This window comes from Candidatus Methanomethylophilus sp. 1R26, from assembly GCF_001481295.1.
Lineage (GTDB): Archaea > Thermoplasmatota > Thermoplasmata > Methanomassiliicoccales > Methanomethylophilaceae > Methanomethylophilus.
The window spans coordinates 1-13,511 of the sequence record NZ_LOPS01000011.1; the positions used below are offsets into that span (position 1 = coordinate 1).

Genomic DNA, 13,511 nt, shown 5'->3' on the forward strand with positions numbered 1-13,511 from the left:
ACGACATCGGCAAGTCGATCTGCTCCACCATGCTCCAGTGCGCCGGGTTCGAGGTCCACGACCTCGGTCGCGACGTCCCGAAGCAGAAGTTCGTCGACGAGGTCGCGGCCGGCGCAGGGTACTGCGGCATGTCCGCCCTCATGACCACCACCATGACCGTCATGAAGGACGTCATCGGGATGCTCAAGGACGCAGGCCTCCGCGACAAGACCGTCGTCATGGTCGGCGGAGCCCCCATCACCCAGTCCTACTGCGACAAGATCGGCGCGGACATCTACGGAGAGTCCGCCTCCGAGACTGTTTCGAAGGTCAAGGACCTCTGAAAGGGCCGGAAGCAGAAGCGAATCAAAACATCTAATCATACTCTCAACCAAGTGGTACCTATGGCAGCACAGGAATATTACACCAGAATGGGAGACGGCAAGAGAGTCACCATGACCAAAGAGCAGATCATGGCCGACATCCAGGCCGGTACCGCGGACGCCGCGGACATGGGGTCCATCCCCGCACTGACCGATGATGACATGGCGAGGATCGCCGACATCATCATGGACAAGAACAGGGTCGTCTCCGTCGAGCCCGGGAACGAGGTTGTCCTGACCTACGATATCGGACAGCTCGACTTCACCGGCGACAACGGAAACTCCGGAAACGGAGTCGACATGGGCAGGCTCGAGGCCGCTCTCCTCCACGAGAGGGCGCTCGGTGCCGATACCTTCGAACTCGCGCACTCCGACTACTCGATCAAACCCGTGAAGCCTGTCATCGCTATGGAGATGCAGACCATGGAGGAGATCCAGCAGGAGATCGTCGCGCCTTACTTCTACGGAGCGATGCCCAACATGGGCCTCTATTACGCTCCCGACGGCCCCTACGGGAACCCCGCCGACCTGATGAGGGAGTTCAAGATCGACGAGTCCATGCAGCAGTCCGAGCTCGCGTCCGAGCACATGGCCCGCGACATCGAGTACGTCGGGAACAAGATCCTCTCCGCCGGCGCCGACGGTTTCGACTTCGACACCATGGCATCCGCCGGAGATGCAGACTTCGTCGGCGGCCTCAAGGGCGTCGAGGCCCTCAGGAAGGCCAACCCCCTGGCATACATCAACACCGGAATGGCCGGAGAATCCGTCATGGGAATCCACGGAGGAATCGAGTTCCACGGGAAGACCGTGGCCGGAATGTTCCCCCACCAGCAGGTCAAGATGTGCGAGGAGGCCGGAGCCAACGTCTTCGGAGCCGTCTGCAACACCAACACCAGCAAATCGCTCGCCTGGAACATGGCCCGCGCTGTCACCTTCGTGAAGGAGTGCGTCAAGCAGGCCAACATACCCGTGCACTGCGACCTCGGAATGGGTGTCGGAGGAATACCCATGTTCGAGACCCCGCCGATCGACGCTGTCTCCAGGGCCAGCAAGGCCATGGTCGAGATCGCGCACTGCGACGGTGTCTAGATCGGAGTCGGGGACCCTGTCGGAATGGACATGGCCCACATGATCGCCTCCGGAATGGGCGGAATCCGCACTGCTGGAGACCTCGTTGCCCGCATGGAGTACGCGAAGAACATGAAGGTCGGCGCCGCCAAGGAGTACGTCGCCAAGAAGCTCGGTGTCTCAACCCTCGAGATCGCCGATGAGCACGTCATGAGGGAGCTCAGGGAGGACCTCGGAATCGGAGTCGTCACCGGAGTGCCCGGCGCGCCCAGGGGAATCGCGGCCAAGATGAACATCGAGAAGCTGCTCGGCATCAAGATCAACAGCTGCGAGAAGTTCAGGCAGAGCCTCAAGAACTAAACCTAATCACTAACGCTTAAAAGGAGGAAGAAAACAATGGGAGTTATTGTACCCGAGTACCCCGCTCAGACTCAGCTGAACGGAATCAATTTCGAGCTTTTCACCGAGACGAGATCCGCAGGATCGACATGGCCACCAGGGATGTCCTGGAGACCTACGGTGTCCAGGTGTCCGATGAGGAAGGCCGCCAGATCTTCAAGGCTGCCGGCTGCCCCGTCGACGAGGAGACCCACATGGTCAAGATCCCCGGATACGTCCTCGACAAGGCCCTCGCCACCGTCCCCAAGAAGTTCTACTGCTACGGCAGGGACGAGAGCAGGACCTTCTCTCAGGAGTGGAAAGGCAAGGTGCACTACACCTGCTTCGGAACCGGTATCCAGGTCTGCGACTACAAGGGACACGGAAAATACGAGACCAGGGACTCCAACGAGGAGGACCTCGCCAACATCGCGAGGCTCTGCGACTGGTGCGACGGCCTCTCCTACTTCTCCCTGCCTGTTTCCGCAAGGAACTGGGCCGGAAAGGGTGCTGAGGATGTCCACGAGCTCCTGACCTCCCTGAAGAACACCACGATGCACTTCCACCACATCGACCCCGTCGCCGGCAACGTCGAGTTCTACCGCGACATGGTTCTCGCGTACTACCACGGGAACGAGGCCGAGGCCCGCGCCAAGCCCATCATGTCCATGCTGGTCTGCCCGACCTCCCCGCTGGAGCTGTCCTACAACGCGTCCCAGTGCATCATCAAGGGAGCCAGGTACGGCATCCCGGTGAACGTCCTGTCCATGGCCATGGCCGGAGGATCCTCCTCCGTCTTCCTGGCGGGAACCCTCGTCACCCACAACGCCGAGGTCCTGTCCGGTATCGTGCTCTCTCAGCTTGCCTGCCCCGGCGCGAAGGTCTGGTACGGATCCTCGACCACCACCTTCGACCTCAAGAGGGGAACCGCTCCTGTCGGATCCCCCGAGCTCGGTCTGATCTCCGCGTCCGTCGCGAAGCTCGGCCAGTACTACGGAATGCCCGTCTTCACCGCCGGTATGTAGACCGACGCCAAGGTGCCCGACGGACAGGCCGGACACGAGAAGACCATCACCTCCCTCGCAGCCGCTCTCGCCGGTGTCAACATGATCTACGGCAGCGGAATGCTGGAGCTCGGAATGACCTTCTCCCTCGAGCAGATGGTCATCGACAACGATATCATCCGCATGGAGAGGAGGTTCATGGAGGGCGTCCCCGTCACTGACGAGACCCTCGCCGTCGACGCCATCAAGGAGATCGGAGTCGGGAACGACTTCATCGCCCACCCCTCCACCATGGAGAACATCGAGCTCGCTTCCGACCCCCTGGTCTTCAACAGGCTCATGCTCGGAGACTGGAGGAACGCCGGTTACAAGGACGCCGCCGATGCCGCCCACGACATCGTCGTCGATGTCCTGAAGAACCACGAGGTCAAGCCCATCGAGGCCGACGTGCTCGCCAAGATGGAAGAGATCGCGAAGAAGGCCGACCAGGCATACCTGAAGAGGGCTGCCCAGGAGGAGAACCAGTAAACGATAACGGGGGAAACCCCGAAACGTTTTACCTCCGGGTCCGCCCGGAGGGTTCATCTAGAGGAGAAATAGAAATGAGCCAGGAACTTAACGACAGGGCCATCAAAGCTGTGATGACCTACAACATCAACGAGTCCAAGAAAGTCGCCCAGGACGCCCTCGACCAGGGAGCGGACCTCGTCGACCTGATCCAGAACGGGTACACCGTCGGGATCAACAAGGTCGGAGACCTCTACGAGCAGAAGAAGCTCTTCCTCCCCCACATCATGGCCGCCGCAAACGCCATGAACGCCGGTGTCGACCTGCTGACCCCCCACCTCGGTGACAAATCGGACAAGACCGAGTCCCTCGGCAAGTTCGTCATCTGCACCATCGAGGGGGACATCCACTCCATCGGCAAGGACATCGTCGCATCATGCTGAAGGTCGCCGGGTTCGACGTCATCAACCTCGGCAGGGACATCCCCCTGAAGCAGATCGCCCAGGCCGTCGCCGACAACAACGCCGTCGCCGTCGGGACCTCCGCGCTCATGACCTCCACCATGGTCAACCAGAAGGCCTCGAGGAGATCATGAAGAAGCAGGGCCTGAAGGGCAAGTGCCTCACCAACGTCGGCGGGGCCCCTGTCACCCAGGACTGGGCCGACGAGATCGGAGCGGATGTCTACTCCGAGAACGCCCAGACTGCGTCGCCAAGATGGTCAAGGCCGTGAAGCTGATCATTTCCCGCGCCCTCCGCCTTCCGGCGGAGGGTGCAAAACCCCTTAGGCTCGCGGCGCCGGCTTGAAAGCCGCGGTGTGTGGTAATATGGCAGAGAACATTGAGCCTCAGGCTAATCCGGTCGATTCCAGGCCGAATCAAACGCCTGTCGATATAGAGACCCTTGTGAAGGCGGACCATAAGAAGAAAATCCGCTTCGGCCTCATCATGGGAATCCTTTGCGCGCTGTATTGGGGAGTGTGGTATGTCCCCGGGTACGCCGTATACGATCTTCCCGACCTACTTAACAGTCTTTCAGCTAATCTTACAGAAAACCACCCCAGCCTCAGCACCGACGCGAACACTCTCATGGTATGCGTGTTCCTCACCGGTCTGAACGCCATCGCGTGCGCTCTCGTTCTGTTCATCTGGAACGGCGCTCTGGGGAAGCTTCCCGAATTCCACAGGACCCTTGTGGAGTTCAAGGCGGCCAGCAAGTACTTCCTTCTCGCAGGCATCTGCGGGGCCTGCGCTGTCTCCGGAACTTACATCGCTGCAACTTTCCTCAGCCCCGGTTTCGCGGCCATCGCCGGCCTGCTGTACCCTATAATCGGGACCATCATGTCCGTCCTGTACCTGAAGCAGAAGGTCTCCAAGAGGGGATATCTGGCTATCATCGTGCTGCTGGCGGGCGGAATCACTCTCTACTCCGGAACCCTCATCGCAGGGAACACTGAGAGCTCCAACCCTACGCTCGGTGCGATCGGCGGTATCATGGCCGCTGTCGGTTGGGGATTCGAAGGAGTCGTTGCCGGCAAGGCGCTCGATATCTGCGAGCCCGATGTCGGCCTCCACCTCAGGTTCTGCTTCGAGGCGCTCTTCTGGATCATCGTCATGCTCATCTTCACCGGATGCGGATACAACCTGTTCTACGCCATCGGCGATGTCCTCTGCGACCCTGCCGACTTTGTCGTCGTGCTCATGCTGGGTCTTTCCTTCGCATGGTGCTATGTAACTTGGTACAAGTCCTTCCCGTTCCTGGGAGTGGCCAGAGGGCAGGCTGTCGGAAGCCTGTACGCCGCCTGCGCGGTCATCTTCCTGATCATCTTCTTCGGACCCGAGGACGCCCTTGGGTACGATGACGACTCCATGGCGCTCATCGTCGGCTCGACCATCGCCGGGCTGATCATCTGCCTCATCGGAAGTTTCCTCATCGCCACTGAGGACAGCGAGGGTCTCGTCAGCCTCAGGACAGAGACCAAGACAGATGACGGGCATGTGGAGACCACCGTCGTGCCTATGGACGACCACGGCAAGATCATCAAGAAGGCGCCGATCAAGTTCCGCCTGATGCAGATCCTCGAGAACGGAGGTCCGATGTGGAGTTACGAGATCGTCGACAAGCTGTGCGAAGAGTACGGCATGAAGTCCGACCACGACAAGCACATGGTGAACTACGACCTGATCGAGATGACCTCGGCCGGATTCCTCAGCGAAGAAGGCTATGAGATCGATACCGAGGGCAAGCTGAACAAGGACCATCTCCTCGTGAAGTACGCTATCACCGATCTCGGGATCACCACTGTCGATGGACTCAAGTCGAAGGTGAGGTTCTATGAGTAACTGGGATGCATACGCGGGCCATTTCGCCGACGGCATACCTGCCGGCGAGATCATCAGCACCGTGTTCATCGTTGCCCTCTGCGCATTCGGCGTCATCATCGCGCGCTGGATGTACAAGCAGCTCTGAACGGGCATGAACAGGGGGCCTTCGGGCCCCCGCCAAACGCTCTGAAATCTTTTCGCCCATTTTCTTATTTTATTATAACGAACGCCGCGGAAGACTGCCTGCGGGATCTGCAGGAAGCCAGTATGCGGCTGTTCATACTCCCGCTTGCGCCCCAACGAAAGTACGCGGATTCTCTCAGAATCGATTGGGAAAGTCTTCTTTTCCTTCAGTATTTAAAGATTTGCTAAAAAGAGGGGCTGTTGGATGAATGCCATCTTTCCAAGCGTCCGGAACTCTGTGTTTTTCGATTCCGATTGCAGCCGTTATTTCTACGTATTTTTGTCGAAATTAGATATCAATTCACAATTTTCTGAATTAGTGAACAAATGACTAATTATTCAGAAAAAACTTGACGAATAAACTTTAAAATAGAAAAGATTAAATATAAAATTCTGAAAAAATCTAATTCGCCAGAAAATATTTAAATAGATTACTTCCATCTATTAAATCAGACAAAAGAAGACCGGAAGCATGTACGGAAAGTCATGCGGCAGTCTTTCGGCGTCTGGAGTGGTAATATGGCAAATGAAGAGATTCTGGCGGATCTTAAAAAAGGCCGTCGAGACCTGGAACTTCGCGCTCTGCAAGGAAGCTACCCAGAAAGCTATCGACGCGAAGATGCCCGTTTCCGAGATCATGGACAAGGGCCTCGGGAAGGGAATGGAGACCATCGGACAGAGGTTCAACGACGCGGAGATCTTCCTGCCCCAGGTCGTCGCTGCATCCAAGACCATGGAAATGGCCATCAAGATGCTGGAGCCCCTTATGACCGGCGGAGCTACCGCTATGAAGGGAACCATTGTCATGGGAACTGTCGAGGGCGACATCCATGAGATCGGAAAGAACGTCTGCTGCGCGATGCTCCGCGGAGCAGGATACAAGGTCATCGACATCGGACCCGACGCTGACTCCCAGAAGTTCCTCGACGCAGCCGAGGAGAACGACGCGAAGATCCTCGCCGGATCTGCGCTGATGACCACCACCCTGGAGTCCCAGAGGGATATCGTCAACGCCAACAAGGATGACGGAGGGAACTACCTCTGCATCTTCGGAGGCGCGCCCTGCTCTCAGGAGTGGTGCGATGAGATCGGAGCGGACGGATACTCCGAGACCGCTTCCAGCATGGTAGACCTCGTTAACAAACTGATGAGTGATTGAAATGGCAGCAGAGAGAGCTCTTTCCGTATGCGACACCTATGACAGGTTCAGGAAGGGGAAGAAAGTCGATGAGTCCGAGTGGGACTACAACATCATCCCCACCAACGCTACCGAGCTGAAGAACAAGTACAAGCTCGACTTCGGCAACACCTTCATCCCTGAGGACAACGAGACCAAGAACGCCCTGTTCCAGGCCGGCCTTGAGATGCTCGTCAACACCGGGTACTACCTGAAGGACATGGGAAAGGTCATGCACGTGACCGAGGAGGAAGTCTGGGAGGGCATCAAGAAGACCCCCACAAAGCTCATCCTCGGTGAGGGCAGGGATATCGCCCGCTTCTACCCGAGGCACGGCAACAGCCCCGTCAAGCCCATCATCCAGGGAGGACCTACCGGATCCCCCATCTCCGAGGACGTCTTCGTCCAGGTCATGCAGTCCTACGCCCAGGAGGGTGTCGTCGACGACCTCGTCGACGGTGTCATGACCTCCCTCGAGGGCCACCCCGCGAAATCCGGAACCCCCTACGAGATCCGCGCCACCATGGCCGAGCTCCGTGCCACCAGGGAAGCAAGGGAGAGGGCCGGCCGTCCCGGACTGGGTGTCTAGGGACCCGAGACTCCGCTGACTGAGGCCGCCAGGCTTGCAGCGGACATGGTCCACGCAGGACACCGCGTCACCGACGCGCACGAGTGCTCCCAGCTCAACGAGCTCAAGATGGACATGACCGGCCTCAACATGCTGGCCGGCTGGACCGTCAACGGCGACACCATCATGATCGAGCAGATGCCCATCTTCGGAGGGTACTGCGGCGGGCTCGAGGAGACCGCGATCTGCGATGTCGCCACCACCCTCGCATCCTTCGCGCTCTTCAACGGCAACTTCCACCTCGACGGACCCATCCACATCCGCTGGGGAACCACCACCAACAGGCAGTCCCTGCAGGTCGCGGCCCACGCCGCCGCCGCTGTCGACGCCAACACCGACCTGCTGCTGGCCAACCAGTACTACCCGATGGCCGGCCCCTGCACCGAGATGTGCCTGATCGAGACCGCCGTCCAGGCGATCAACGATACCGGCTCCGGAAGGGAGCTCCTCTCCGGATCCGCCGCCGCCAAGGGTGTCGTCCAGGACAAGACCACCGGAATGGAGGCCCGCGCCATGGGCGAGGCCGCTCTGACCGCTGCCGGCATGAAGGTGTCCGACCTTAACGAGATCATGAACACCCTCGTCTCCGAGTACGAGCAGCACTACAACGATGCTCCCGCCGGAAAGAGGTTCCAGGAGTGCTACGACGTCAAGACCGTCAAGCCCACCGCGGAATACCTCCAGGTCTACGACCAGGCGATGCAGCACCTCCGCGACGCCGGACTCCCCATCAAGCACTGATCGGGAAGGCTGTGAAACACAGGGGGCCCCGGCTCCCTGCTATTTATTTCTCCCGCGGGCCGCAGTTTGCGGCCCGTACCTTATAATGCCTCATCCGTAGGCATCCTTTTTCAATCAAACAGAGTTGCAAGTACAATGGCTGCATCGAGACCTCTCGACGTGTTCGAATCCTTCACCCGCTTCTCGGAAGGGAAGAAGACCAGGGAGGACCAGTGGGACTACGTCACCGTTCCTACGAACGCGCTCCGCATGAAAGAGAAATACAAGATTGCGTTCGGCAAGAACATCATACCCGAGGACGAGGACATAGCCGACAGGCTCTTCCAGGCCGGCATGGACATGCTGATTTCCACCGGCATATACAACAGCAGCCTGGGGAAGGTCCTCTGCCCCACCGAGGATGAGGTGCTGGAGGCCATCCGCCGCGCTCCCCGCAAGATCTCGCTCGGATACGGGAACGAGCGCGTCAGCTGCAAATCCCGCCGCATGGGCGACCGCCGCGCTCCTGTCATCGAGGCCGGGCCTACAGGCGCCCCCGTGTCCGAGAGCATCTTCACTCCCATGATCATGTCCTATGCCCAGGAGCCGTCCGTGGACGCCATCGTCAGCGGGGTCCTGGACACGGTGAGGGGCCAGCCGGTCAACACCAACACGCCCTGGGAGATCCGCGCCACCGTGGAGGAGATCCGCTACATCCGCGATGCCTGCGCCATCTGCGGGCGCCCCGGCCTGTGCATATAGGGGCCCCAGACCGCGCTGTCCAGCGCCGCCTGCCTCTCGGCCGACCTCGGCGAGATCAGCCTGAAGAAGCACGACCTGCACGAGTGCTCGCTCATGAACGAGATGAAGATGGACTCCAACCTGATGAACATGGTCGCCGGCTGGAAGGCCGCCGGGGACCTCATACTCGCGGAGCAGATGCCCATGTTCGGCGGATACTGCGGAGGGATCGAGGAGACGGCCATCTGCGACGTCGCTTCGACCCTGGCATCGTTCACCATCCTGGGCACGGACATGCATCTCGACGGCCCCGTCCACATCAGGTGGGGCAACACGACCGCCCGCGAGACGCTCCAGATCGCTGCGCATGCGGCGGCCGCCATCGATATCAACACCAACCTGATCATCGCGAACCAGTACTACACCCTTGCCGGCCCCTGCACCGAGATGTGCCTGCTGGAGACTGCCGCCCAGGCGGTCACCGACAGCGTTTCCGGAAGGGACCTGATCTCCGGTGTCGCTGCGTCCAAGGGCGTGGTCAAGGACCGCGGGACGGGGATGGAGGCCCGCATGATGGGCGAATCGGCCATCGCATCGGCAGGCATGGACATCGAGCGCGCCAACAGGGTCATCGACAACATCGTATCCCTCTACGAGAACAGCTACAGCCATCCGCCGTCCGGGAAGCGCTTCCAGGACTGCTACGATGTCGATTCCATCACCCCCTCGAAGGAGTACCTCAGGATCTACGACAAGGCCGTTGAGACCCTGAACAAATGCGGTCTCGAGATATGATCCCGGCCCTTCCGGAGCGGCCGCGCCCGCATCGATGGATGCTATCTGGGAAATCTTTATACTCGTTGGATTGGATTACAGTCCTGCGTGGGGGACGATCCGGCGATCAGCGGGTCTCTAAAACCTAGCCAGCGGGGATCGACACCCCGGTCTCTCGCCACTTTCATTTGATATTTCGGGGTAATTCCAGATGGCGGAACATTTTACCGATGCGCAGATCCAGCGGCTGAGGGAGTACGGGAACGGCACTTACAAGGACATGGAGTTCGCGGATGTCTCCGCCAGGGAGAAAGCGTTCACCAAGCTCATGTCCGACGCCTCCCGCGACAACGAATCCGCGCTGAAGGGCATGATCGCCCATCCCGCCAGGCAGGGCCTGAGCCGGCTGATGAACGACATCGCCGATGCTCTCGTTGCCGACGGTTTCATCGAGGTCCGCACCCCCATCATCATCTCCAAGGACGCGCTCGCCAAGATGACGATCACGCCTGACAAGCCCCTGTTCAAACAGGTTTTCTGGATAGATGATAAGAGGGCCCTCAGGCCCATGCTCGCGCCCAGCCTGTACACCGTCATGAGGTCCCTCCGCGACCACACGGACGGCCCTGTCAAGATCTTCGAGATGGGCTCGTGCTTCAGGAAGGAGTCCCACAGCGGCATGCACCTGGAGGAGTTCACGATGCTGAACCTCGTCGACATGGGCCCGGCAGGCGATGCGACGGAGTCCCTCAAGAAGTACATCGGGATCGTCATGAAGGCCGCCGGCCTTCCGGACTACCAGCTCGTCCATGAGGAATCCGACGTCTACAAGGAGACCATCGATGTCGAGATCAACGGGCAGGAGGTCTGTTCGGCGGCCGTCGGACCGCATTACCTCGACGCCGCCCACGACGTCCATGAGCCTTGGGCGGGGGCCGGGTTCGGCCTTGAGCGCCTGCTCACGATAAGGCAGGGATACAGCACCGTCATGAAGGGCGGCGCCAGTACCACCTACCTTAACGGCGCCAAGATGGACTGACCGAACATATACGCAATTCCGTTCATCTGATATGCAGAAGATGCGGGTGCCGAGGCAAAAGGCCATGGATTCCAGGGGGCAGTAGACTGAAACTAGGTATTGTAGGAGGCGCGCTTCAGGGCATCGAGGCGGCCTATCTCGCGCAGAAGGCCGGATATGAGACTTTGGTCCTGGACAGGAGGGAGGATGCTCCCGCCCGTTCCATAGCGGACGGCTCGGTCACAGTCGATGTGGCCAAGGACCCGGAGAAGGCCGCGAAGGCCCTCGGGGACTGCGATGCCGTCATACCGGCGCTCGAGGAGATGGATGCCCTCGAGAGCCTTGAGAAGATCAAGGGCGGTTTCGCCGGGCCGTATCTTTTCGATATCGATGCTTACCGGATCTCGTCATCCAAGCTGAGGTCCAATTAGATCATGGGGAAGTTCGGCGTCCCCATGCCGAAGCCGTGGCCGGAATGCGGCTACCCTGTCATCGTCAAGCCGTCGTCCCAGAGCGGGTCCGTCGGCGTCTCCGAGGTGGAGAACGATGAGCAGATGAAGGCGGCGCTGGAGAAGGTCTCCGCGCTTCATGACGAACCTGTGGTCCAGGAGTTCGTCCACGGGAAGAGCCTGTCCGTCGAGGCCATCGGGGACGGGGAGAAGGCGAGGGCCTACGTGACCACCCAGGTGGTCCTCGACAGCGGGTACGACTGCAAACAGGTCATCTGCGATCCCGGCATCCTCAGCCCGGAGGCCGATGAGAAGTTCGGGGAGTGCATCAGGATGACCGCCGAGGACATGCATCTCCGCGGACTGATGGACATGGAGGCGATCGGCGGCAACGCGGGGTTCAAGGTCCTCGAGATCGACGCGAGGATCCCCAGCCAAACGCCGGCATGCATACTGGCAGGCACCGGCATCAACCTCCTGAAGGAGCTCTACCTGACCCTCTCCGGCAGGGGTTCGGACCCGGTGAGGAGGCCGGGAGCGTCCTCGTACGAGCATTTCTACATCGACGGGGCGCGCATGTACACCACCGGGGAGAAGGCGTTCTCCCATGTGGAGAGCCCGCGCATCGAGAAGGGGCTGTTCGGGTCGGATGAGATGATCACCGATTATGCACCCGGCAGGTCCCGCTGGCATGCAACCATGATCACGTCCGGGAAGGACAGGGAGGAGGTCTTCTGGAAGAGGAAGGACGCCATCGCCCGCATCATGGACGAGTGCGGCATCGAGGAGTTCATCGACGGCTCCCCGGAGGTGGTCTGATGACCAGGCTGACCCCCAAGATGATCTCCGGCCTGTCCGGAGAGCTGAGCGATATCGACAAGATGCTGATCCGCGACACCGGGATGGACCTCAGGACGCTTGGTTTCAGGGCCATCGGCGTCGACCCTGCGAAGGTCGACGTTACCAAATACAGGGCCGCGGCGGTGCCCATCACCTCCGGCCTCGGGATCATCAGCAAGTTCTCCAGGAGCGTCGCCGACATCGTCTCCGCCATGGGCATCGAGTGCACCGTCACGGAGCACACCGATGTCTGGGGCTTCGGCGATGCCCTCGACCTCGGCGCGGACATCATACTGATGGCGGACGATGAGCAGTACATGGCGTACAGCGTCGCCGCCGGGAAGTACGCCAACAACTCGTACTGCACGGCGGCCGGGTACGTGGAGGCCCTCCGCGGCGCCGCGGGCGGCCTGAAAGGGAAGGACGTGCTGGTCCGCGGAGCCGGAAGGGTCGGAGGCAACATGGTGGCCATGCTCAGGAAGCTGGGCGCCAGGGTCACCGTGGCCGACATCCTCCCCGACCGGGCGTCCGCAGTGGCATACGCCAACCCCGGCACCATAGTGGCCACGGACATAGACGCATCGACGAGGAAGGCGGACCTAATACTCAATGCGTCACCCACGCCCATACCGGGCGACCAGATCAAGGAGGGTGCCATAGTCTCTACGCCGGGCATCCCCCACGTTTACGACGAGGAGACGCTCGCCAAGGCGGAGTTCATCCACGACCCGCTGGCGATCGGGACCGCGCCGATGGTGGCCCAGGCCATTTCTTTCTCGCTGGGCAAGGACTGTTTCCTGCAGGAGTGAATCTATTTGACAGAATACGGAATCGCATTGGATATCGGAACAAGCGCCTGCGCGCGCAGGCGATCGAACTCGGAACCGGGGAGACCGTGGGCACCGCCATCACCCAGAGGCACCCGATCCCCGGGATGAACGTCATCGACCACGTCAACTTCGCCATCAAATCGGGCGAGGATGTGGCCAACCGCCTGCTGGTGGACTGCGCGAACCAGCTGTTCGCCTCTCTGGGCATCGACCTGTCCAAGGTGAAGAGGATCGGCGTCTGCGGGAACACCTTCCAGATGTCCCTGTTCCAGAACATCGAGATCAGGGACCTGGCCTATGCCGGCCAGAACATGCTCAAGGACCTCGGCGTGGTCCCTCCCAAGAGGGACGGCGCGGTGATCAACGCCAGGAGCATGGGCATCAAAGGGGTCGCCGATGACACCGTCGTCATCATACCGCCGGCGGTCAGGCACGAGATCGGGGCGGACGCCATCGCCATGCTGCTGATCACCGGCGTCGCGGACGCAAGGAGCCCACCCTGGTCG

General features: G+C 60.3%; 11 protein-coding genes and 5 pseudogenes. All 16 read left to right on the forward strand.

Translation table 11 applies throughout. The annotated features are described in order from the left end of the window. The coding region (locus AUQ37_RS02215) for a B12-binding domain-containing protein (protein ID WP_201013652.1) at positions 1-323 on the forward strand (323 nt) is incomplete at its 5' end. A 60-nt stretch (positions 324-383) separates the two neighbouring features. Next, positions 384-1,793, forward strand: a pseudogene (gene mtbB, locus AUQ37_RS02220) ([dimethylamine--corrinoid protein] Co-methyltransferase). A gap of 128 nt (positions 1,794-1,921) precedes the next feature. Beyond that, positions 1,922-3,343 (forward strand): annotated as a pseudogene (gene mttB, locus AUQ37_RS11910) ([trimethylamine--corrinoid protein] Co-methyltransferase). A 74-nt stretch (positions 3,344-3,417) separates the two neighbouring features. Then, positions 3,418-3,765, forward strand: coding sequence for a B12-binding domain-containing protein (locus AUQ37_RS11915; protein WP_235584822.1), 348 nt, complete (start codon positions 3,418-3,420; stop codon positions 3,763-3,765). Continuing rightward, complete coding sequence (locus tag AUQ37_RS11920; protein ID WP_235584823.1) at positions 3,759-3,917, forward strand: cobalamin-dependent protein; 159 nt, start codon at positions 3,759-3,761, stop codon at positions 3,915-3,917. The genes AUQ37_RS11915 and AUQ37_RS11920 overlap by 7 nt, the downstream gene beginning before the upstream one ends. Next, positions 3,914-4,054: a hypothetical protein gene (locus AUQ37_RS11925; RefSeq protein WP_235584824.1), complete on the forward strand. Its 141-nt coding sequence runs from the start codon at positions 3,914-3,916 to the stop codon at positions 4,052-4,054. Before AUQ37_RS11920 ends, AUQ37_RS11925 begins: the two co-directional genes overlap by 4 nt. Before the next feature lie 214 nt (positions 4,055-4,268). Next, positions 4,269-5,663, forward strand: a complete 1,395-nt coding sequence (locus tag AUQ37_RS11930; protein ID WP_235584825.1) for a DMT family transporter — start codon at positions 4,269-4,271, stop codon at positions 5,661-5,663. Beyond that, complete coding sequence (locus AUQ37_RS12825; protein ID WP_255354867.1) at positions 5,656-5,790, forward strand: hypothetical protein; 135 nt, start codon at positions 5,656-5,658, stop codon at positions 5,788-5,790. Before AUQ37_RS11930 ends, AUQ37_RS12825 begins: the two co-directional genes overlap by 8 nt. 564 nt (positions 5,791-6,354) lie before the next feature. Next, positions 6,355-6,987: a B12-binding domain-containing protein gene (locus AUQ37_RS02250; protein WP_058747236.1), complete on the forward strand. Its 633-nt coding sequence runs from the start codon at positions 6,355-6,357 to the stop codon at positions 6,985-6,987. Position 6,988: 1 nt separating this feature from the next. Further along, positions 6,989-8,374, forward strand: a pseudogene (locus AUQ37_RS09385) (monomethylamine:corrinoid methyltransferase). A gap of 135 nt (positions 8,375-8,509) precedes the next feature. Further along, positions 8,510-9,889 (forward strand): annotated as a pseudogene (locus tag AUQ37_RS09390) (monomethylamine:corrinoid methyltransferase). A gap of 190 nt (positions 9,890-10,079) precedes the next feature. Beyond that, positions 10,080-10,907 carry a pyrrolysine--tRNA(Pyl) ligase large subunit gene (gene pylSc, locus AUQ37_RS02275; protein WP_058747239.1) on the forward strand — a complete coding sequence of 276 codons (828 nt, stop codon included), beginning with the start codon at positions 10,080-10,082 and terminating at the stop codon, positions 10,905-10,907. A gap of 164 nt (positions 10,908-11,071) precedes the next feature. Next, the gene (locus AUQ37_RS10615; protein ID WP_201013653.1) at positions 11,072-11,317 is read left to right on the forward strand and encodes a hypothetical protein; all 246 of its coding nucleotides are present in this window, start codon (positions 11,072-11,074) and stop codon (positions 11,315-11,317) included. Between the two features lie 3 nt (positions 11,318-11,320). Then, positions 11,321-12,154 carry an ATP-grasp domain-containing protein gene (locus tag AUQ37_RS02280; protein WP_201013654.1) on the forward strand — a complete coding sequence of 278 codons (834 nt, stop codon included), beginning with the start codon at positions 11,321-11,323 and terminating at the stop codon, positions 12,152-12,154. Beyond that, the gene (gene pylD, locus AUQ37_RS02285; RefSeq protein WP_058747240.1) at positions 12,154-12,984 is read left to right on the forward strand and encodes a 3-methylornithyl-N6-L-lysine dehydrogenase PylD; all 831 of its coding nucleotides are present in this window, start codon (positions 12,154-12,156) and stop codon (positions 12,982-12,984) included. The genes AUQ37_RS02280 and pylD overlap by 1 nt, the downstream gene beginning before the upstream one ends. Before the next feature lie 86 nt (positions 12,985-13,070). Then, positions 13,071-13,424: pseudogene (locus AUQ37_RS11935) on the forward strand (4Fe-4S ferredoxin); the annotation flags it as partial. Positions 13,425-13,511 lie beyond the last annotated feature (87 nt).